The organism is Stenotrophomonas sp. B1-1 (assembly GCF_010894375.1).
Classification (GTDB): Bacteria; Pseudomonadota; Gammaproteobacteria; order Xanthomonadales; family Xanthomonadaceae; genus Stenotrophomonas.
Genome location: NZ_JAAIUZ010000034.1, coordinates 1 through 21,016 on the forward strand (window position 1 = coordinate 1; position 21,016 = coordinate 21,016).

16 protein-coding genes are annotated in these 21,016 nt (G+C 68.7%); 8 read left to right on the forward strand and 8 right to left on the reverse strand.

Going from position 1 to position 21,016, the window contains the following annotated elements; all coding sequences use genetic code 11:
- Positions 1-448 precede the first annotated feature (448 nt).
- A complete protein-coding gene (locus G4G00_RS20850) occupies positions 449-1,657 on the forward strand; it encodes a benzoate/H(+) symporter BenE family transporter (protein WP_164276293.1) in 1,209 nt (402 codons plus the stop codon).
- Between the two features lie 51 nt (positions 1,658-1,708).
- On the opposite strand, the gene G4G00_RS20855 is transcribed toward G4G00_RS20850, so the two are convergent.
- From G4G00_RS20855 to egtB, 3 genes are all read right to left on the reverse strand, one after another.
- Complete coding sequence (locus G4G00_RS20855) at positions 1,709-3,865, reverse strand: lytic murein transglycosylase (protein WP_240336201.1); 2,157 nt, start codon at positions 3,863-3,865, stop codon at positions 1,709-1,711.
- Between the two features lie 78 nt (positions 3,866-3,943).
- Complete coding sequence (gene egtD / locus G4G00_RS20860; RefSeq protein ID WP_164276299.1) at positions 3,944-4,924, reverse strand: L-histidine N(alpha)-methyltransferase; 981 nt, start codon at positions 4,922-4,924, stop codon at positions 3,944-3,946.
- A complete protein-coding gene (gene egtB, locus G4G00_RS20865) occupies positions 4,921-6,192 on the reverse strand; it encodes an ergothioneine biosynthesis protein EgtB (RefSeq protein WP_108754642.1) in 1,272 nt (423 codons plus the stop codon). Before egtB ends, egtD begins: the two co-directional genes overlap by 4 nt.
- Positions 6,193-6,333: 141 nt before the next feature.
- On the opposite strand from egtB, the gene G4G00_RS20870 reads away from it, so the two are divergent.
- Entirely contained in the window at positions 6,334-7,614 is a 1,281-nt protein-coding gene (locus G4G00_RS20870) for a GGDEF domain-containing protein (RefSeq protein WP_108754643.1), read from the forward strand.
- A 3-nt stretch (positions 7,615-7,617) separates the two neighbouring features.
- On the opposite strand, the gene G4G00_RS20875 is transcribed toward G4G00_RS20870, so the two are convergent.
- Positions 7,618-8,010 carry a YchJ family metal-binding protein gene (locus tag G4G00_RS20875; RefSeq protein ID WP_164276303.1) on the reverse strand — a complete coding sequence of 131 codons (393 nt, stop codon included), beginning with the start codon at positions 8,008-8,010 and terminating at the stop codon, positions 7,618-7,620.
- An 83-nt stretch (positions 8,011-8,093) separates the two neighbouring features.
- On the opposite strand from G4G00_RS20875, the gene G4G00_RS20880 reads away from it, so the two are divergent.
- Positions 8,094-8,873 carry a sulfite exporter TauE/SafE family protein gene (locus tag G4G00_RS20880; protein WP_108751672.1) on the forward strand — a complete coding sequence of 260 codons (780 nt, stop codon included), beginning with the start codon at positions 8,094-8,096 and terminating at the stop codon, positions 8,871-8,873.
- An 89-nt stretch (positions 8,874-8,962) separates the two neighbouring features.
- On the opposite strand, the gene G4G00_RS20885 is transcribed toward G4G00_RS20880, so the two are convergent.
- From G4G00_RS20885 to folE, 4 genes are all read right to left on the reverse strand, one after another.
- Complete coding sequence (locus tag G4G00_RS20885) at positions 8,963-12,343, reverse strand: SbcC/MukB-like Walker B domain-containing protein (protein ID WP_164276306.1); 3,381 nt, start codon at positions 12,341-12,343, stop codon at positions 8,963-8,965.
- 16 nt (positions 12,344-12,359) lie between these two features.
- Entirely contained in the window at positions 12,360-13,061 is a 702-nt protein-coding gene (locus G4G00_RS20890) for a DUF4194 domain-containing protein (protein ID WP_108763268.1), read from the reverse strand.
- Positions 13,048-14,517, reverse strand: a complete 1,470-nt coding sequence (locus tag G4G00_RS20895; RefSeq protein WP_108751395.1) for a DUF3375 domain-containing protein — start codon at positions 14,515-14,517, stop codon at positions 13,048-13,050. The genes G4G00_RS20890 and G4G00_RS20895 overlap by 14 nt, the downstream gene beginning before the upstream one ends.
- A gap of 105 nt (positions 14,518-14,622) precedes the next feature.
- On the reverse strand, positions 14,623-15,234 hold the full coding sequence (gene folE, locus G4G00_RS20900; protein ID WP_108754646.1) for a GTP cyclohydrolase I FolE: 612 nt from the start codon (positions 15,232-15,234) through the stop codon (positions 14,623-14,625).
- Between the two features lie 577 nt (positions 15,235-15,811).
- On the opposite strand from folE, the gene G4G00_RS20905 reads away from it, so the two are divergent.
- The 5 genes from G4G00_RS20905 to G4G00_RS20925 all read left to right on the forward strand — a co-directional run bounded on the left by G4G00_RS20905 (position 15,812) and on the right by G4G00_RS20925 (position 20,992).
- Positions 15,812-16,267 (forward strand): MarR family transcriptional regulator, encoded by a 456-nt coding sequence (locus G4G00_RS20905; protein WP_108751397.1) that lies wholly within the window; start codon positions 15,812-15,814, stop codon positions 16,265-16,267.
- A gap of 104 nt (positions 16,268-16,371) precedes the next feature.
- Positions 16,372-16,581, forward strand: coding sequence for a DUF1656 domain-containing protein (locus tag G4G00_RS20910; RefSeq protein ID WP_164276343.1), 210 nt, complete (start codon positions 16,372-16,374; stop codon positions 16,579-16,581).
- Positions 16,578-17,492 (forward strand): HlyD family secretion protein, encoded by a 915-nt coding sequence (locus tag G4G00_RS20915; RefSeq protein ID WP_164276309.1) that lies wholly within the window; start codon positions 16,578-16,580, stop codon positions 17,490-17,492. Before G4G00_RS20910 ends, G4G00_RS20915 begins: the two co-directional genes overlap by 4 nt.
- Positions 17,489-18,949: an efflux transporter outer membrane subunit gene (locus G4G00_RS20920; RefSeq protein ID WP_164276312.1), complete on the forward strand. Its 1,461-nt coding sequence runs from the start codon at positions 17,489-17,491 to the stop codon at positions 18,947-18,949. Before G4G00_RS20915 ends, G4G00_RS20920 begins: the two co-directional genes overlap by 4 nt.
- Before the next feature lie 3 nt (positions 18,950-18,952).
- Positions 18,953-20,992, forward strand: coding sequence for an FUSC family protein (locus tag G4G00_RS20925; protein WP_164276315.1), 2,040 nt, complete (start codon positions 18,953-18,955; stop codon positions 20,990-20,992).
- Positions 20,993-21,016 lie beyond the last annotated feature (24 nt).

The following is a 21,016-nucleotide window of genomic DNA, read 5'->3' on the forward strand; positions in this document are numbered from 1 at the left end:
TGCAGGCGCCTTCACAAGATACCTGCGCATACTTTCAAAGATCAGGGGAAGTGGCCTCAGCGCCGTTCCCGTGTGCTGCGAAGTTTCCTTCGTAGCGAGCCGCCCATTATAGCCGGCTTTTCCGCTTCGTCAACACCTTTTTTCAAGGCCGTCTCACCGGGGTGGACGTTGTTGCCGATGCCGCTTCGTCGTTGGACCCGAGGGCCTTTCGTCGTTGCGAGCCGCCTATTATGCCGGACTTTTTCAGTCCGTCAACACCTTCGTTCGATCATCTCGTCCGGCGGTGGTGGCGTTGCTGGTCGCGTGCCGTTTCCGAGGAAGTGGCGCGCTGCAGCAAGGGAGCGAATTCTAGAGATCCTGCAGGATTCGTCAACCCTTTTCTTTCACCCTGATGACAGCAGTGCGCTCGCGTTGCGCACACCGCGCCACTGACGCTATGTATGCAGGGATGGATACCGAACACACCGCACCGGCTGCATCGCCGCACTCGCCCTGGTGGCGCGATCTCTCCTTCCCTGCCGTGGTGGCAGGCTTCATTACAGTGCTGGTGGGATTTGCCAGCTCTGCGGTGATCGTGTTCCAGGCCGCGCAGGCGGTCGGTGCCGACCATGCGCAGATCGCCTCGTGGATGTGGGCACTGGGTCTGGGCATGGGCGTGACCTGCATCGGCCTGTCACTGCGCTACCGGGTACCGGTGGTGACCGCATGGTCGACCCCCGGTGCAGCGATGCTGGTGGTGGGCGCAGGCGGGGCTTCGCTCTCTGAAGCCACCGGCGCCTTCCTGCTGGCCGCCGCGCTGGGCATGGTGGCGGGCTTCTCCGGGGTCTTCGCCCGGTTGATGCAGCGGGTGCCGATGGCGCTGGCCGCCGGCATGCTGGCGGGCGTGCTGCTGCGCTTCGGGTTGGATGTGTTCGTGGCGATGAACACCCAGGTAGTGCTGGCCCTGGCCATGTTCGGCACCTGGCTGGCCGGGCGCCGGCTGTTCCCGCGCTATGCGGTGATCGCCACGCTGCTGGTGGGCATTGCGCTGGCTGCCAGTCGTGGCCTGCTGCATGCGCAGGCGGTACACCTGCAGTTGGCCACCCCGCAGTGGGTCACCCCTTCCCTGTCCTGGTCGGCGGTGGCCGGGATCGCCCTGCCCTTGTTCATGGTCACCATGGCATCGCAGAACATTCCCGGGGTGGCGGTGATGCGCGCCTCGGGCTACCAGGCACCGGTGTCCCCGCTGATCGGCTGGATCGGGGTGGTCAACACGCTGCTGGCCCCCTTCGGTGCCTATGCCCTGAACCTGGCTGCCATCACCGCGGCCATCTGCATGGGCCGCGATGCGCACGAGAACCCGGCCCGGCGCTATACCGCGGCCATGGCCGCCGGTGCGTTCTATATCGTCATCGGGCTGTTCGGCGCGACGGTGGCCGCCCTGTTTGCCGCCTTCCCCCGCGAGCTGGTGGCCTGCGTGGCCGGCATCGCCCTGTTCGGCACCATCGGCAACAGCCTGGCCAGTGCGCTGGCGGTGGAGCGCGACCGCGAAGCCGCGCTGGTCACGTTCCTGGTCACCGCTTCGGGCGTCACCCTTGCCGGCATTGGCTCGGCGTTCTGGGGGCTGGTGGCCGGTGCGCTGTGCCTGCTGGTGCTGCGGCCGCGCCGCACCCCTTGAACGGGATCGGCCGTTACCGGACCGCCCGGCAACGGACCTCGGGGACGGCGCTTACAGCTGCGACACCGACAACGTCTGCACCAGCACGTGGCGGCCCTTGGGCGCCACGGTCACCACGTCCGGGCCGGCGTTGGCCGCTTCCAGGCACACATACTCGCGCCAGCCCTCTCCCACGTCGGCCATCTTCGCGGCCGCTTCGGCACCGGGATTCCACGCCACCAGCGAGCGGCTGCCCTCGGTCGCCAGCTGGATGCGGCGCTTCAGCACCGGGTCGCGCAGCACGTAACGCCCGCCGGCCGGGCTGTAGATGCGATCGCTACGGCCGGGATCGCGCGGGTCACGCAGCGACCAGGGCCCTTGCTGGCGGCGGGTCTGGGCATAGTTCTCGAACTTGTCCTGGTAATCCGCGCCGTCCACGCCATCCACCTCCACGCGGGTGGCATCGCCCACGCGGAAGTAGTTGTGCAGTGCCTGGGTGAAGCTGACCGGCGTGCTGCCGGTGTTCTCGGTAACCAGTTGCTGGCGCAGCTCGCGCCCCACGCGCACGGTCATGGACAGGTGCAGGCCCAGATCCTGCAGCGCCGGTGGCACCAGGGTCAGTTCGATGCTGCCATCGTCCAGCCGCCGCGCCTGCTGCAGTTCCCATGGCAGGGTGCGCACGAAACCATGCGCGGGCACGTCGTTGCCCTGCCCTTGCCGCCCGAAGTACGGCCAGCAGACCGGGCTGCCGCCACGGATGGGCGTGGGCAGCGCCGCACGCTGCGGCGACAGCCACATCACGTCGGTCTGGCCCTTCGGGATGAACGACAGCAGCTGACCACCGAACACGCTGATGGCCGCCGTCGCGAAGGGGGTTTCCACCAGCCAGGCATCGAGTCCCTGGAACTGGCCACTGCTGACACCCTGGATCTGTTGCACGCTGGAACGACTCCGTAGGGCCGGCGACTGCGCGGCGCTGTAGTTGGCGGGAAGACTGAAGCGACTGGGCACCGTCGGGGTGCGCGGCTCGGCCTGCAGGGCACGCAGGATACGTTGCCCGGCGCGGCCATCGGCGGTGGCCCAGCCCAGCCGGCGCTGTTCGCTCTGGATGGCGCGGCGGCTGGCGGTACCGATCATGCCATCGGCGCTGCCGATGTCGTGCCCCCGTGCCAACAACAGGGTCTGCAGCTGGCGGCGTTCATCGCGGCCCAGGCCGGGATCATCGGTGGGCCAGGCGGTGACCAGGCCGGTCCCGCCACGCAGGCGATCGGCCAGGGTGGCGATGGCCAGCGCGTAGCTCTCGGCCGCGTTGTAGCTGTAGATCGCATCGTAGTTGCGGAACACCAGCAGCGCCGGCCCTTTCACCCCGGCTGGCAGCAGCAGGGCCGCACGCGCATCGGCGGGCAGGCCTGCCGGGGCCAGTGCGCTGCCATCCAGTGCGGTGACGCCTGCCGCGCGCCAGTCCGCCAGCGGGCGGCGCTGGGTGCGACCGGCCTGCGCGGCCTTGAACCCCTCGGGGACGCGGACCTCGATGCCCCACGGTTCGCCGGTGCGCCAGCCTGCCCGCTGCAGATAGTTCGCGGTGGACGCCAGCGCATCGGGAATACTGCCGACCAGATCGCGGCGACCGTCGCCATCGCCATCCACGGCAATGCGCGCATAGGTACTGGGCATGAACTGGGTATGGCCGAAGGCGCCTGCCCATGAACCGGTCAGGCCCTGGGCCTGCAGATCGCCCTGGTCGATCAGCTTGAGCAGCGCCAGCAGTTCACCACGGAAGAACGGTTGGCGACGGCCCGCACAGGACAGCGTGGCCAGCGACTGCAGCAGCGGCCGCTTGCCGAACACGCGGCCGTAGTCACTTTCCACGCCCCAGACCGCGACGATCGTGGCGGCATCCACGCCGTACTGCGCCGAAATCTTCTGCAGCAGGTCACGGTACTGCTGCAGGCGCGCGCGGCCGTCGTCCACCCGCTGGCGATCGACCAGGGCGGCCAGATAATCCCAGATGGGCGTGGTGAATTCCGGTTGCGCGTCCAGCAGTGGCAGCACGCTGGGGTCGGGCTGCAGGCCCGCGGTGAGCGCGCTGAAGCGATCGGCGGCGATGCCCTGGCGACCCGCGCTGACCTGCAGCTGCTGCATGCAGGCAGCAAACGCCGGATCGGTGGCGGGCGCAGCGGGCTGCGGCGCAGGTGTGGCCAGGGCGGCGGCCAGGCCGAGCGTGGTCATCAAGGGCATGGCGTCCTCCGTGTTGCCGTTACCTGGCCATGGTAACGCGCCGCCGGCGGCCAGCGCCCGGCGCTGCCGTCACTGGGCGCTGGCGCGCAGCAGGCGCAGGCCGTACGCCGGGTCGGATGCATTCCAGTGGGCAACGACTTCCAGACCCGCCTGCTGCAGCAGGTGGTCGAAACTGGCATCGGTGTACTTGTGGCTGTACTCGACCCGGATGGGTTCACCGGTCTGGAAGTGGAACGTGCGGCCATCCAGATGCACGTCCTGTTCGTACTGGCTGACCAGATCGGTCTCGATGCGCAGGCGGGCGGTGCTGTAGCGCGCCCGGTGGCGGAAACCCTGCAGATCGAAGTCACTGCCGACTTCGCGGTTCAGGCGGGTCAGCAGGTTCAGGGTGAAGGCGGCGGTGATGCCGTCGGCGTCGTTGTAGGCGGCTTCGATCAACGCCGGGTCCTTGTGCAGATCGATGCCGATCAGTGCCAGGCCGTCCGCGCCCATGGTCTGGCGCATGGCGCGCAGCAGGGCGATCGCATCATCGCCGGCAAAGTTGCCCAACGTCGAGCCGGGAAAGAACACCAGCCGCCGCGCCGCCGGGCGGGTCGGCAGCGGCACCTGCACCGGGCGGGTGAAATCGGCGCAGACCGGCAGCATTTCCACGTGCGGCAAGGCGGGGGCGAGCAGCTCGATGCTGGACAGCAGGGCCGCGCGCGAGATCTCGATGGGGGTATAGGCCACCGGCTGGTGCAGTGCATCCAGCAGGCGTGCGGTCTTGCGGCCACTGCCACTGCCCAGTTCGACCACGTGCGCGTGCGGGCCCACCCGCCGCGCGATGTCCGGCAGCACCAGGTCCAGCAGCGCCAGTTCGGTGCGCGTGGGGTAGTACTCGGGGGTGTGGGTGATGCGTTCGAACAGACGCGAGCCGTGCGCATCGTAGAAGTACTTCGACGGCAGCTGTCGCTGCGCCCGCGAGAGGCCGGCCACGGCATCGGCCAGCAGCTGCTGGCGGCCGGGGGTTAGATCGGTCAGCGCCTGCAGCGCGTCCTGTACGGTACTCATGGAAGATCCTTGGCCAGGCGCAGGCCGGAAAACTGCCAACGCGCCGGTGGCATGAAGAAGTTGCGGTAACTGGCACGCACATGGCCGCGCGGGGTGGCGCAGCTGCCGCCGCGCAGTACCCACTGCCCACACATGAACTTGCCGTTGTATTCGCCCAGGTTGCCGGCGAAGGGACGGAAGCCGGGATAGGCGCCGTAGGCGCTGCTGGTCCATTCCCACACATCGCCGAACAGCTGGCGCAGGCCGCTGCCCTGCCCCGCGTACGGATGCAGGCGGTCATCGTCGGCGAAGTGGCCGACCGGTGGCTGCGACGCCGCCGCAGCTTCCCATTCGAATTCGGTGGGCAGGCGTGCGCCATGCCAGCGGGCACAGGCATCGGCTTCGTAATAGCTGAGATGGCAGACCGGTGCATGCGGGTCGAGCGCGCGCCAGCCGCCAAGCGTGTACTCCTGCTGCAGATCGTCGTGCCAGTACAGCGGGTGCTGCCAGCCCTCGCTTTCGCACAGCGCCCAGCCTTCGCTCAGCCACAGTTGCGGCTCGCGATAGCCGCCGGCCTCGATGAAGGCGCGGAATTCGGCGTTGCTGACGGGACGGTCGGCCAGCGCATGGGCGGGCAGCAGCACCCGGTGCGGCGGCGATTCGTTGTCGTAGGCAAAAGCGGCCTGCCGTGGCCAGGGCGCTGCGCCGATGCCCACGATGCTTTCCTCGCGTTCGATCCAGGCCTGCGCCGTCTGCACGCTGGCCACGGCCGCCAGCGACGCATCGTAGGGCGGCTGCAGTGGATTGCACCAGAACGCGTGCTTGATGTCGGTCAGCAGCAGTTCCTGGTGCTGCTGTTCGTGCTGCAGGCCCAGCTGCAGGTGCTGCAGGGCGTGCTCGCCGAGATCGCCATCGAGCAGGCGTGCCAGCACCTGTTCGTCCACGTGCTGGCGATAGTCCCGGACCTGCTGCAGCGAGGGCCGTGACAAGAGCCCGCGCCGGGGGCGCGCATGGGCGGGCCCCAGGGACTTGTAGTAACTGTTGAACAGGAAATCCCAGGCGGGATCCCAGCACGCATGGCCCGGCAGGCTGGCCAGCACGAAACGTTCGAAGAACCAGGTGGTGTGGGCCAGGTGCCATTTGCTGGGGCTTGCATCGTCCATGCTCTGCAGCATTGCGTCTTCGGCGCTGAGCGGCGCGGCCAGCTGCAGGCTTCTCCCGCGGATACGGGCGAACTGGCGGGCAAGATCACGCTGCGCGGCAGCGACGGCGGCAGGTGCGCTGTGCATGGGACCAGCTTCGACCGTCGTGGGTGAGCGCCACGTCATGGCGTGCCAGCACCGCTTTCACAGGCTGCGTATTCAAGAAGCGCGCGGCAGCGCCGCTAACGGCTTTGCCGCGGCCGCTTCGTGACCGCGCAGGAACCACGCTTGTCCGATCATCCGCTCCGCCAGCCTGCGCATTACCTGTTCGTGCTGCCCGCCCTGCTGGTTGCGCTGGTGCTGTGGGCCACCCTGGGCAACGAGGACGTGGCCCGTGCCGGGCAGCGCGTGCTGCCATGGTTGCTGGCCTGCCTGGGCGCCGGACTGGCGCTGATGTACAACCAGGTGCGCACCCTGTGCCTGTTGCTGGTGGCGGCGGCGGTATTCAGCGTGCTGCACCCGGACGTGGCGCACTACCTGCGGCAGGGTCGGGTGAGTGCGCTGACACCGCTGCGCTTCCACGCCATTTCTGCCTGGCTGCCGCTGCTGTTCGCTACCCACGCGCTGTGGCCCGAGCGCGGGCGACGCCGCCAGGACCTGCTGCTGCGCGCGATCGCCAGCGGCACCGTGCTGGCCATCTTCATCCTGCTGGCCGCGCAACAGCCGCAGGGCATGCACGACCTGCTGTCCAACCGCCATTTCGAATGGGTGCCGCGCGACTGGAACGCGCTGGCGCAGCTGCCGGCGCTGCTGTTCCTGCTGGCCACGCTGGCGCTGGGCTGGCAGGCATGGCGGCGGCCGCGGCCGCTGCACACGGCCATGCTGCTGGCGCTGCTGTGCCTGTGGTGGATGCTGCCGCGCATCTACCTGCAACCGGCACTGCTGCCGGCGCTGAGCGTGGCGGCGTTGCTGCTGTTGCTGGGCGCAACCCTGCAGGAATCCTTCCACATGGCGTTCCGCGATGAGCTGACCGGGCTGCCCGGGCGCCGCGCCTTCAACGAAACGCTGCGGCGCGCGGCCGGCACCTACAGCATCGCCATGGTCGATGTGGACCACTTCAAGAAGTTCAACGATACCCATGGCCACGACACCGGCGATGACGTGCTGAAGCTGGTGGCTTCGCGGCTGGCCCGGGTGGGCGATGGCGGCCGGGCCTTCCGCTACGGTGGCGAGGAATTCGCGGTGGTGTTCCTGGACCGGCCTGCCCAGGCCTGTGTCGAAGCGGTGGAGACACTGCGGCAGAGCATCCAGGACAGCCGCATGCAGTTGCGCGACCGCCGCACCCGCAGCCGTGACGACACCGCCGGGCAGCAGCAGCGCGGCCGCGGTGGCGCCGGTGCCGTGGTGCAGGTGACGGTGAGCATCGGCCTGGCCGACAGCCGGGTGGACCCGCGCCCGGCCGGCGTGGTGAAGGCAGCCGACCAGGCCCTGTATGCCGCCAAGGAAGAGGGCCGCAACCGGGTCTGCGCGCATGGCGGCCAGCGTGTGCTGGCCGTCCGCGCCGGCTGAGCCTCAGACCGCGTCGAGGTAGTACCAGCGGCCGTCGATGCGCTGGAAACGGCTGTGCTCGGTCATTTTCACCGCGCTGCCGCCGCCGATGCGGTAGCGGGCGGTGAAGCGCACCTCGGCGGTGTCGGCGCCGGTGACGGTGTGTTCGTGCACGGTCAGGCCCAGCCAGTGGGTGCGCTGGCCGGGCGCATCGTCCAGCGACAGCTCGGCCGGGCGGGTATCGGGGTGCCAGGTCTGGCGCAGGTAATCGGCCTGCTGGCGGACGTAGGCGCTGTAGCGCGACCGCATCAGGCGCTCGGCATCGGGCGCGGCTTCACCGGCATGGTAGCGGCCGCAGCACGCGGCGTAGGGCGCGGCCAGGCCGCAGGGGCAGGTTTCGGCAGGGCTGGGTTTCATGCCGGTATTGTCGCGCGGGCCGGCGCAGGCTTCCATCGGCAATGGGCGTATGCTGTCGCGCCCTGCTGCTGTGGTTGATGGCCGTGCTGGAGCTGATTCCCCCCGAACTGTGGTGGCTGGTGCTGATCGCCTTCATTGCCGGCCTGGTCGATGCGGCCGTGGGCGGCGGCGGACTGGTGCAGCTGCCCGGCCTGTTCACGGTGCTGCCGCAGCAGACCCCGGCTATGCTGTTTGGCACCAACAAGTTCAGCTCGATGTTCGGCACCGGTGCGGCCGCCTGGCGCTATGCGCGCAACGTGCGTTTCCCGTGGAAGCCGGTGCTGTTCGCGGCCGCCACGGCCTTCGTGTTCTCCTTTGCCGGTGCCACCGCGGTCAGCCTGTTGCCCAAGGACGCGGTGCGTCCGCTGGTGCTGGTGCTGCTGGTGGCGATGCTGGGCTACACGCTGTGGAAGAAGGACTTCGGCGCCCTGCACCGGCCGCAGGAGATCGGCCGCCGCGAGCTGGCGATCGCGCTGGCCATCGGCGCGGCCATCGGCTTCTACGACGGCTTCTTCGGGCCGGGCACGGGCAGCTTCCTGATCTTCCTGTTCGTGCGCTTCTTCGGCCTGGACTTCCTGCGCGCCTCGGCCGCATCGAAGGTGGTGAATCTGGCCACCAACGTGGCCGCGATCTCGTTCTTCATTCCCACCGGCAACATCCTGTGGCTGTTCGCGCTGCCGATGGCGGCGGCGAACATCATCGGTTCGGTGGTGGGCACGCGGCTGGCATTGAAGGGCGGCACGCCCTTCATCCGCAAGCTGTTCGTGGGCCTGGTGGTGGTGTTGATCGCGCGGATGGCGTGGGACACGTTCCGCGGCGCGTGAGCGCGAAGCGATGACACGACAGGTGCCAACCTTGGTTGGCACGCTGTTTCCGCGGTAGAGGGCCGCCGGGCGTGGCCCGGCGCTACCCATCAGGCGTCGGCTTCTTCCGGTTCGCTGGCCTGCTGGCGGCTGCGCTCGGGCAGCTTCAGGCGCTTGCCTTCTTCGTCGTACTCGATCAGCAGCACGCCTGAATCGTGGCGGCCACTGATTTCGACGAAGCAGGCGCCGCCAATGAACGGCTCCAGCGTCATCACCGATTTCAGCGGGGTGGCCACCACCATCTGGAAACCGAAGTTGTCGAAGATGTTCATGGCCAACGCGGTGAACTCGTTGTCGGCCTTGTCGAAGGCTTCGTCGAGCACCACGGCGGCATAGCTGGGCAGCTGGCTGTCGGCGCCGCCCAACTGGTAGCGCAGCGCTGCGGCCAGGCAGGTGGTGGCCAGCTTCTGCCGCTGGCCGCCGGATTTGCCGGCGCCGCTGCGGTAGATTTCCACCTGCTGGCGGGTTTCGGCATCCAGTTCCACGCCGATGAATTCCACGTGCATGCGCACGTCCAGCACCAGTTCGCGCCAGCGCTTGTCCTCGCCTTCCTGCGAACCCAGCCGGTTCACCAGCTGGCGCAGCACGGTGAACTGCGATTCGGCCACTTCGCGCTGTTCGGTCTGCTGCTGCGACAGCACTTCACGCAGCTGCTGGTGGAACTCGCCCACTTCCGGCAGACGGCGATCGCTCAGTTCGATGGTCAGCAGGGTGCCGCGGTTGAACGGCACCTGTTCCAGGCTGGCGTTCACTTCGTCCAGGCGCTGGCCGATCGACTTGCGGGCCTCGGCGCTGTGCCGCTGCAGGGCCAGCAGGTTGTTCTTGCTCTGGTTCTGCAGCAGGTCGAAGAAGCGCTCTTCGTGCTGGGGCAGACCGTCGCGCTCCAGGCGTTCCAGACGTGCCAGGAAATCATCGGCCGACGCCACCGAGACGGTGAAGTCACCCGATTCTTCCGGCCACTGCTGGATGAAGCGGCGGAAGCAGCCCAGCAGCAGGTTTTCGACGCGGTTGACGTCCTGTTGCGAGGACGACAACTGCTCGTTCAGCGCGTTGCTGACTTGGCGCATGTGCGCTTCCAGGGTTTCCAGGCTGAGCGGGCCCTGCTCCTGCAGGCGTTCAGCCAGCCCGGCTTCCTGCTTCTGGGCCAGCGCCGGCAGCACCAGCGCACGGCTCTGCTGCCGTGCGCGGTCCAGACGGTCGCGCTCGCGCACCAGCTGGCCACGCTCCACGCGGGTGTCTTCGTAGGTGCGGCGGGCCTGTTCGATATCGGCGCGCACCGCATCGATCTGCTGCGCCAGGCGGGCCAGGTCGGCATTGCCTTCGCGCAGGTCGCGCAAGCTGGCTTCGATGTCGGCCACGCGCTGCTGCGGGGCGGCGATGTCGATCTCGTTCCAGCTGATGCCCACCAGTTCATGGCAGGCCAGGCGGCGTTCGTTGTCGCGGTCACGCTGGCCACGCAGGCGCGCGATGTCGGTCTCGCAGCCAGCGATGCGCTTGGCCAGTTCCTGCGCTTCCTTCTCGAACGCACCGACCTTGTCGTGGTTGTTGAAGCCCAGGATCCAGCGCCGGCGGTCACCCACCGCGCTGCGGTCATCCTTCTCGAAACGGTCGCCCGGGTGCTTGACCTGGCCTTCGCGGGTGATGCCGCGATCGACGTTGCGCAGCTGCTTGGCATCCACGCATTCGTAGTCGAAGCGCTTGCCCAGCTCGCGGCGCAACCAGCTTTCGAACACGTGGTCGCGCAGTTCCAGCTTGTGCAGCAGCGAACGGCCGGACGGCTCGCGGGCGAAGGCCTCGTCGTTGCGGCGCACGCGGTAGTACGTGAAACGCATGCCCAGGTGGGTGCGGTTCACCCATTCGGCCACGTCGTTGTAGTGCTTGTCATCGACCAGCAGCGACAGGGCGAAGCCGCCCAGCACGCGCTCGATGGCACCCTGCCAGGCCTGTTCGTCCGAACGCACCTGGATCAGTTCGCCCACGAACGGCAGTGCGGCTTCGGAAATGCCGGTCTCTTCGGCCAGGCGCGCGCGCAGCTTCTGCATGGGCGCGGGAATGTTGGAGGGTGTGCGCTGCATCGCCTCCAGTTCGCCACGCACTTCGCTGAAGCGGCGCTCGTCATCACGCTTGCCGCCCAGGCGGTCGCTGATTGCATCGTCCAGCGCGCTGGACGCACGCTGGCGGTCCTGCAGTTCGGTCTGCGCCTGCGCGACCAGCTCGGCAAAGCCGTGCGCATCGTCGGGCAGTTCGGCCTGCAGCTTCTGCGCAGCCTCGCGGGCCTGGTTGTACTTGGCCAGGCGACGGTCGCGCTCGGCTTCGGCGCGGCCCTGCTCGCGTTCCAGTTCCTCGATGCGTTCGCCGCCCTGCTGGCGGCGCTGCAGTTCCAGTTCGGCCAGGCGCTCGGTGTGGTTGTCCAGCGCGGCACGCCGCTGCGATTCCTCGCCCAGCAGGCCGCGGTCGCGCACGTCCATCTCGCGCAGGCGCGCTTCGATCAGCAGCTGGCGGCGGCTTTCGCGGAAACTGTCGATGCCCAGCTTGAGGGCTTCGTCGTCGCCACGCTGGCGCGACATCTCCTTCAGGTCGTTGTAGTGGGCGCGCGCCGGCAGCAGGGTTTCCACCTGGCGACGCGCGGTCACCACGGCCTGGTGCGCGCCATCGAGTTCGGCGAAATCGCTGACCAGGCGCTCGGCCGCATCGAAGGTGCGCGGCGTATCAAGCATGAAGTCGCGCAGGAAGACGTTCAGGTCGCCCAGGTTCTTGGCCGACTGGGTCTTGTGCAGCAGGCGCAGCGCCATCTCGTTGTCGATGCCCAGCAGGTCGCGGAAGCGCTCTGCATAGCCGGAGAACGTGTCGAAATGGTGGACGTCGGCCAGCTTCTGCTTCAGCTTGCGCAGGTCCAGGTCGAAGCCGCCCAGATCCTTGGCGATGTCGAACGGGCGCTCGGCGATCATGTAGTGCTTGCGCACATCGCCGGCCGAGGTGCCGTTGCCGGAGATCCACAGCAGGCGCACCAGGCTGACCACGCGGCCATCACCGGCGCGGTATTCCAGCACCAGGGCGGTCCAGGTGGCGCCCTTGCGCAGGTACTGGGTGGCGATTTCGCCGGTGCCGCTGTCCTGCTGGTCGGCCCAGGCGCCGCGCACATACGACACCAGGTTGCGGTCGCGGCCACTGCGCTCGGCTTCGCGGGCGGCGGCGTTGAAGTCGACGATGGCCGGCGGCGTAAGCAGCGCGGACATCGCATCGAGCAGGGTGGACTTGCCCGAGCCGGAACGGCCGACGAACAGGAAGCCACGCTCGGCGATCGGCACTTCGGTCAGGCCGTTGAAGGTGCCCCAGTTGTGCACCTGCAGGCGGCGCATGCGGAACTGCTGCAGGCGCGGGTCGGGCAGGCCGTCGTTGAACAGGGCGGGAGTGTGCTTGGAAATGGCCATGCGGTGGTCGGGTCTCTCAGGCCTCGGCGGCCGGGGTTTCGCGCAGCTGGCGGTAGACCGCCGAAAGCTGGGACACGTCTTCGGCGGAGAACAGCAGCTTCAGCGCCGGCGAGACTTCGTGGCGGTCTTCCTGGCCGCTCAGGCGGGTCAGGATGTGGTTGTCCTTCATCTTCTGCACGGCCGACGCCACGCGGCGGTTGAAGCCGGCGCGGTCGGTGGACAGGTTCTTTTCATAGATGGCCAGTGCTTCGGCCATCTCGGCATCGGCGACCACGGCGCGGTTGCCGCGCGCGTCGGCCTCGGCCAGCTGCTGGCGCAGGAACAACAGCAGCACCGAATCGATGAAGGTCAGCGGCGAGGTACGCAGCAGCACCGGCGCATCCACGTCTTCGGTGTCGGCCTGGCGGGTGAACGCCACGCCGCTGTCGCGGTCCAGCACCAGTTCCAGGAACAGATCGGCCAGCGCCGAGCGGATGCCGGCTTCGCTGCGGATCAGCGCCGGCCACAGCTTGGCGTGGCGCAGCTGGTCGATGCTGGGGCCGATCAGCAGCTGGCACAGTGCGCGGCGCGCATCCAGCGGCAGGCGACCGGTGTCGCCCATGTAATAGACATCGTTGCCGCGGCGCGGCGGCGAGGCCACCGGTGCCGGTTCGGCTTCGTAGGCGTCTTCGACCAGCTCGTCCGCCGCTGCTTCGATGGGGTCTTCATGCCAGCTCATGGCGTCTCTCCTGGGTGAACCAAACCAGCGGAATACGTGCGCGGCGTACCTGGCCGTCGCCGCCGCGCCATTGCGCAAGCTCCTGCTCGCCAGCCACTACGTTGCCAAAACGCGTGCCCAGCGACAGGTAGCCGATGACACTGCCCAGGCCCTGCGGTGCTTCGCGCTGCGAGAGCGCCTGGGCAATGCTCAGGCGCGGCTGCGCGTCCAGCAGATCGTGCAGGTCACGGCGCAGGGTGCGGAAGTCGATTTCCGACGAGGCCACCAGGTCGCCCACGCTTTCCAGGCTGATGCTGGCCGCATCGTTGTATTCAACGTTGCCATCGACCTGCGCGCTGCGCGGATCGTGCAGCTTCCACTGCGACCACGAGCGCAGGCGGCTGGTGGTCAGCTGCAGGTCGCGACCGATGCCGCGCTGGGCCGGGAACTCGTCGCGCAGTGCCAGCGCTTCGGACTGGGCCTGCTTCAGCAGCTGGTTCAAGCGGCGCTGTTCCAGGTAGCCACGGCTCTGCACGAAACCGCGCAGGCTGCGCGCGAAATTCTGCAGCACGTCGTGCACCTGGCCGCCACGCTCGAGCATGGTGCTGGTGAAGCTGCGCAGGAAGTTGCGTTCGTTGCGGTCCAGGCGGCGGGCAAAGCCACGCGCCAGCACCGCTTCCAGCGCGGCATCGAGCTGGGCGCTCTGTTCGGCATCGTTGAGCAGGCGCCAGAAGGCCTGGAAGCTGCGGCCGGCATCGCTTTCGCCGATCACGTCCACGCCTTCGAACAGCTGCGACAGCACGTCGCCGCGCTCGCCTTCGTCGTCGATGATGCGCTCGCGGAAATCGCGGTTGAGCTGCTCGAAGTCATCACGCACGCGGCGGAAGTCTTCGGTCAGCTCGTCGGCCAGGCCGATGATCTGGCGCGTGCGTTCCAGCGCGCGCTTGCCGTCCAGGGCAATCACCCGGCCGGCGCTGACGCGGGCGATCTCCGCATCGATGCGGTCGCGCTCGTCGCGCAGCGCAGACAGGCGTGCGTCCGGGTCCGATTCGGTCTGTGCGGCCAGCTGCGAGAGCTGTTCGATCACCAGCGCCAGACGGCTTTCGGTGGCGGCCACGCGGGCCTGTTCCAGGCTGTCGGCGAAACGGATGGCCTGCAGCGCGGGGGTGGACAGTTCGTACTGTTCCTGGTCGGCGCCCTCAGGCAGGCGGCGCTCCAGCCAGCCCTGGGCGAGCCAGTGCGCGATGTAGGCCTGCGCGGTACGCGGCAGGTCGCGCGACAGTTCATCGCTGTTGAGCTGGTCCAGGGCGCGCTGCAGGCGTTCGTGCAGCACCGCCGAGGGCAGCGTGCGCTCGCCGTCCATCAGCAGGCCCTGCAACAGGCCGATGATTTCCGGAGCATGGTCGGCAGCCAGCAGCTTCCACTGCGGCTGTTCGCGCAGGGTGCGGTAACGGGAGATGCGTTCGCGGTGCTTCATGCAGCGACAGTGATCAGGTTGGCGGGGTGCGGAAGGCAGCCGCAGGCAATGCGGCCGCGCGGGCGCGGCCGGCCACGGCGGGCCGGCGGGGCGCAGGCAAGCGGCTCAGCGCTTGCTGCCCACTTCGATGAAGCGCAGGAACTCGGCGCGGGTACGCGCGTCGTCGCGGAAGCTGCCCAGCATCTTGGAGGTGACCATGCTGACGCCGCGCTTGTGGATGCCACGGGTGGTCATGCATTCATGGGCGCCTTCGACGACCACGCCCACGCCGATCGGCTGCAGCACGTCCTGGATGCACTGGGCGATCTGCGCGGTCATCTTTTCCTGCACCTGGAAGCGGCGGGCGTAGGCTTCGACCACGCGGGCCAGCTTGCTGATGCCCACCACCTTGCCGGCCGGCAGGTAGCCGACGTGCACGCGGCCGATGATCGGCGCCATGTGGTGTTCGCAGTGGCTTTCGTATTCGATGTCGCGCAGCACGATCAGTTCGTCGTAGCCGGCGACTTCCTCGAAGGTGCGTTCCATATAGGCGCGCGGGTCGTCGCGGTAACCGCTGAACCAGTCGCCATAGGCCTCGGCCACGCGGCGGGGGGTATCCAGCAGGCCTTCACGGGACGGGTCCTCGCCGGCCCAGCGCAGCAGGGTGCGCACCGCATCCTCGGCCTGGTCCTGGGTCACATCGCCCTGCGGGGCGGCCTTTTCGTTGTTCTTGCTCATTGCGTACAGCGTCCCGAACGGGGGGCGAGCATCGTACCCGACCGGGGGGTGGGTCGTCCTGTGGGGACGGTTCATCGGGGGTCTTTCCGGCGCCTTGTTTGCTATCGGTCTGGAGTTGCGGGGGAGGGCAGGCAGGACACGCCGCAAGTACGTCCCTGTAGGCTCGTAGGCGCCATCCATGGCGCCTGCGGTCCTGCCAGCCCTCCCCCGCAACTCCCTGACGGTTTCCTGCGGGCGCGGCCGGACCGCCCGAAAGCGGGGTCAGAAGCTGGGGTTCATGGCTGCGGACGCCGGGCCGCGCTCGCCGGGCATAGCCCGGCTCTACCGCTTCTAAAGAGCCAACCCACCGCGCTCGCGGGGTGATGGATGGGTGGCGCAGGACCGGATGGGCCAGGACCGTCCGCGGCATGGATGCCGCGGCCGAGCCCCCAAGGACGGGTTTACGGCTGGTCCTGCACCGTCCGGCCCCCGCTGCCCCACCCGACGCCAGGCAGGCGCAACGCTTTCCTCAACACACCCACCCATTCAGCAAAACCTATTGATAGGAATGAAATTAGTAGTATCCTATCTATCTCTTATGGACCGACCCCTCGACGAGCGCACCCGGCTGCAGATGCAGCTCAGCTCCGGCCTGCTGTACGCAGGGCGGCAGTGGCAGCGCCTGGCAGACAGCCGGTTGGGCAGCTACGGCATCTCCACCGCCTGCACCATGCCCCTGCTGATGATCGGCCGCTCCGGCGGTGGCATCCGCCAGGTGGCGCTGGCCCAGCAACTGGGCATGGAAGGTCCCTCACTGGTGCGCCTGCTGGACAAGCTGTGCGCCAGCGATCTGGTCCGCCGCGAAAGCGATGCCAGCGACCGCCGCGCCAACCTGCTGTGGCTGACCGATGAGGGCCAGACCCTGGTGCGCGAGCTGGAAGAACAGTTGATCGGCCTGCGCCAGGACGTATTCGGCGAACTGACCATGGATGAACTGCACGCTGTGCTGAAGGCATGGCGCCTGCTGGGCGAGGCCGCCGACCGCATCACGTAAGCCCGCACTGCCCCTGCGTGCGCCGCTGCCGTGGACGCGCCAGCGGCGTTGTCGCGTTGTTGTTGTTGCTCCTCCCCCCCCTTCCCTACTACCGCCCCCTACCGATGCCCGGTGAATTCAGTCTCCACGGAGTGTTCGTCCCGACCCTGCTCGGGCTGATGCTGCTGGCCTACCTGGTCAACAGCGGCCTGCACGCGCTGCTGCAGCGTACCGGCGCCTATCGCCATGTCTGGCACCCGCCACTGTTCAACCTGGCCCTGTACGGCATCGTGCTGGGTGCGCTGTTCCACCTTCTGCGTTGGATGCAATCGTGAACAAGATCGTGAAAAAGACCCTGCCGGTGCTGCTCACCGGTGCCGCCGTGATCGTCGCCCTGCTGGTGCTTCGCCAGCTCTGGGTCTATTACATGGATGAGCCGTGGACCCGCGATGCCCACGTAGGTGCCGACGTGGTGCAGGTGGCGCCGGATGTCTCCGGGCTGGTGGAGGCCGTGGACGTGGCCGACAACCAGGCCGTGAAGAAGGGCGATCTGCTGTTCGTGGTCGACCGCGCGCGCTACCGCATCGCCCTGGAACAGGCCCGCGCCAGCCTGGCCGAACGCCAGGCCTCGGTGGCCCAGCTGCGCCGCGAGATCGGCCGCGACCGCAGCCTGCAGGACCTGGTGGCCGCCGAAGACGCCGAAGTGCGCCGGGCCAAGCTGCAGGCCGCGCAGGCCGCATTGGCCACCGCTCAAGCCGCCGTGGATCTGGCCGAGTTGAACCTGGCCCGCACCGAAGTTCGCGCCCCGGCCGATGGCCGGGTGAACGACCGCACCATGCGCGTGGGCGACTACGTGGTGGCCGGCAAGCCGGTGCTGGCGCTGCTGGATACCGGTTCGTTCCGCATCGATGGCTATTTCGAGGAAACCCGCCTGCGCGGCGTGGCCCCGGGCCAGCGCGTGGACATCCGCCTGATGGGCGAGGACGTCGCGCTGACCGGCCACGTGGAAAGCATCGCCGCCGGCATCGAAGATCGTTACCGCAGCAACGGCAGCAGCCTGCTGCCGAACGTGACCCCGGCCTTCGACTGGGTGCGGCTGGCGCAGCGCATCCCGGTGCGCATCGCCATCGACGAGGTCCCCGAAGGCGTGCAGCTGATCTCCGGCCGTACCGCAACGGTGACCGTCGACACCCACAGCAAGCACGCAGACAAGGCCGGCGCCACGCCGACACAGGCGGGCCTGTGAACACCACCCTGCCCCGTCTCGGCCTGATCGTCGCCCTGGCCAGCCTGGCGGCCTGCAAGACCGTGGGCCCGGATTACGCCCTGCCGGAAGGCTCGGCGTTCAAGCGCCCGCAGGCCAATGCGGCCTTCATCGACACCCAGAACCCGGACGTGGCCGCCAACCAGGTGCTGCCCGACCGCTGGTGGTCGCTGTACAACGACCCGGTGCTGGACGGGCTGATCGCCCAGGCGCTGCGTGACAACGTCGAGCTGAAGGCGGCCGATGCGCACCTGCGCCGTGCCGCCGCCGTGTACGAGCAGGCGATGGATGCCGGTGGCTTCGAGTACGAGGCCGAGGCGGGCATCAGCCGGGCACAGTTGTCAGCCGAGTCGTTCCTGCAGGAACACGAACTGCCGGTGATCAACCTGGCCGACGGCAAGTTCGCCGTCAGCTACCAGTTCGATCTGTTCGGCAAGCTCAAGCGCGGTGCCGAAGCGGCACACGCCGACGAACAATCGGTGGCCGCCGCGCGCGACCTGGCCCAGGTGAGCGTGGTGGCCGAAGTGGCCGACAGCTACCTGGAAATCTGCCACGCCAACCACGAACTGCACGTGGCCGAGCATTCGCTGCAGCTGCAGCAGCGCAGCCGTTCGGTCACCCAGCGGCTGATCAATGCCGGCCGTGGCACGCCGCCGGAGCTGGCCCGCGCCAACGCCCAGGTCGCCCTGCTGGAGGCCGCGCTGCCGCCGCTGCGCGCACAGCGATCGGCCGCGGCCTATTCGCTGGCCGCCCTGCTGGGCCAGACCCCTGGCCAGCTGCCTGCCGGAGTGATCGACTGCGCCGATGCGCCGCGCCTGGCGCAGCCGCTGCCGGTGGGTGATGGCCGCGCCCTGCTGCAGCGCCGCCCCGATATCCGCCAGGCCGAACGCAAGCTGGCCTCGGCCACGGCGCGCATCGGCGTGGCCACGGCCGAGCTGTACCCGGACATCCGCCTGGGCGCCTCGCTGGGCGCGGCCGGCCTGCTGGAGGACTTCGGCACGCCGATGACCCAGCAGTGGTCGATCGGCCCGCTGATCTCCTGGACGCTGCCGTCTTCGGCTACGCATGCGCGCATCCACGCCGCCGAAGCCGGTGCCGATGCCGCCCTGGCCGAGTTCGACCATGCGGTGCTGCAGGCCCTGCGCGAGACCCAGACCGCACTGGACCGCTATGCACAGGACCTGCGCCGCCTGCAGTCACTGCGCGAAGCGCAACAGCAGGCTGCACTGGCTGCCGAGCAGAACCGCCGGCTGTACCAGGGTGGGCGCACGCCGTACCTGTCCAGCCTGGATGCCGACCGCAGCCTGGCCACCAGCGATGCCACCCTGGCGGCCGCCGAAGCGCAGGTGTCGCGCGACCAGATCCATCTGTTCCTGGTGCTGGGCGGCGGCTGGCAGACCACGGTTGCCCCCGCCACCGCACAGGCCCCGGCGAAGTAAGCGATGGACGGACTGACCGACCGCCAGGCCTGGCTGTTTTCGATCAAGACCTACCTGGCCGCGATCGCGGCGCTGTACATCGCCATGGCCGGCAACCTGTCCCGCCCGTACTGGGCGATGGGCACGGTGTACATCGTCAGCCAGCCGCTGCTGGGCCCGACCCGGGCCAAGGGCGTGTACCGCATTGTCGGTACGTTGGTGGCCGGCCTGGCCACCCTGCTGGTACTGCCGGCGCTGGTGGAAACGCCGATGGTGCTGAGCGCGGCGATGTCGCTATGGCTGGCCGCCTGCCTGTTCCTGGCCCTGCTCAACCGTGGCCCACGCGGCTATGCGTTCCTGCTGGCCGGCTACACCACCGCCTTCATCGGCTTCCCGGCCGTCACCTCACCGGAAACCATCTTCGACACGGTGGTGGCGCGCAGTGAGGAGATTATCCTCGGCACGGTGGTGGCGGTGTTGTTCGCTTCGCTGCTGTTCCCCGCCTCGGTGCGGCCGATGCTGCGCGGGCGCATCAACAACTGGATGGAGGACGCCGCGCAGTGGTGCCGGCAGATCCTGGAGCGCGGCCGCGCGCATGCACCGCGCAACCGGCTGGCCGCCGATCTGGTGCAGTTCGAGGCCCTGATCGAGTTCCTGCGCCGCGACGATCCACGCCATGCCGGCTCCGCCGTTTCGATGGAACGGCTGCGTGAGCGCATGCTGCTGTTGCTGCCGGTGCTGTCGTCCATTGCCGACCGCTTGAGCGCGTTGCGCAGCCACGGCCAGGTACTGCCGCAGGGCCTGCCGGAACTGGTGGACGATATCCGCGCGTGGATCGACACCCCTGCCAGCGCCAGCGACTACGCGCGCCTGCACGCCCGCATCAGCGCCCTGAAGCCGCAGGTGGACCGCGACCTGCAGCACCTGCAGCTGGCCAGCCTGCTGCTGCGCCTAGAGGAGCTGGTGGACCTGTGGCAGGACTGCCGCACCCTGCAGCACGCCATCGACCACGGCACCGCACCGCTGGACCGCGCGCACTACCGCATCCGCACCGAGCGCGTGGCCACCGACAAGCACGTGGACTACGGCATGGCGCTGTTCTCCGCGCTCAGCGCCGGCGTGGCCCTGATGAGCTACTGCGTGCTGTGGATTGGCCTGGGCTGGGAGGGCGGTGGCAACGGCGCGATGATGGCGGCGGTGACGGCCGCGTTCTTCGCCGCGCAGGATGACCCCGCGCCGAGCATGGTCTCATTCCTGGTCTGGGCCATCGTCGCTTCGCTGGTGGCCGGCGTGTACCTGTTCGGCGTGTTCCCTGCCGTGCATGACTTCGGCCTGCTGGCGCTGGTGCTGGCGGTGGCGTTCCTGCCGCTGGGCCTGCTGCTGCACCACCCCAAGAGCGCGCTGTTCGCACTGCCGCTGACGGTGAACCTGGCGGCGCTGCTGAGCCTGCAGAACACCTACAGCGCCAACATCCAGAGCTTCCTCAACTCGTCCATCGCGATGTTCATCGGCATTGGTTTTGCGGTGGTGATGACCCGCCTGTTCCGTTCGGTGGGTGCCGAATGGACCGCGCGCCGGCTGGTGCGGCAGGGCTGGACCACGCTGGCCGAAGCGGCTGAAGGACGCGGGCAGCAGGACCGCCAGCGCTTCGCCGCGCGCATGCTGGATCTGCTGGGCCTGCTGGCGCCGCGCCTGGCGGCAACGCCGGAAGGCAGCGACATCGCCTCGGTGGACATGCTCAACGAGGCGCGCATCGGCCTGAACATCCTGCAGCTGCGCCGGGCCCGGCTGGAACTGCCGGAACGCAGCCGCGAAGCGGTGGAACACATCCTGGAAGAACTGGCCGCGCACTACCGGCGCCAGGTGGCGGCACGTCGACCGATCGCGGCCAGCGAAGCGCTGCGCGAGCGCTTGGATGCCTCGCTGGGCCGCGTGGGCAGCGTGGCCGCCTGCAAGGCGCGCGATGAAGCGCTGATGGGCCTGGTCGGGGTGCGCTTCGCATTGTTCCCCGAAGCCAAGGCGCTGGCACCGGGCGTGGCGGACGCCGGCGCGCCGTCCATGTAAGGCGATCCGCCGGGCATGGCCCGG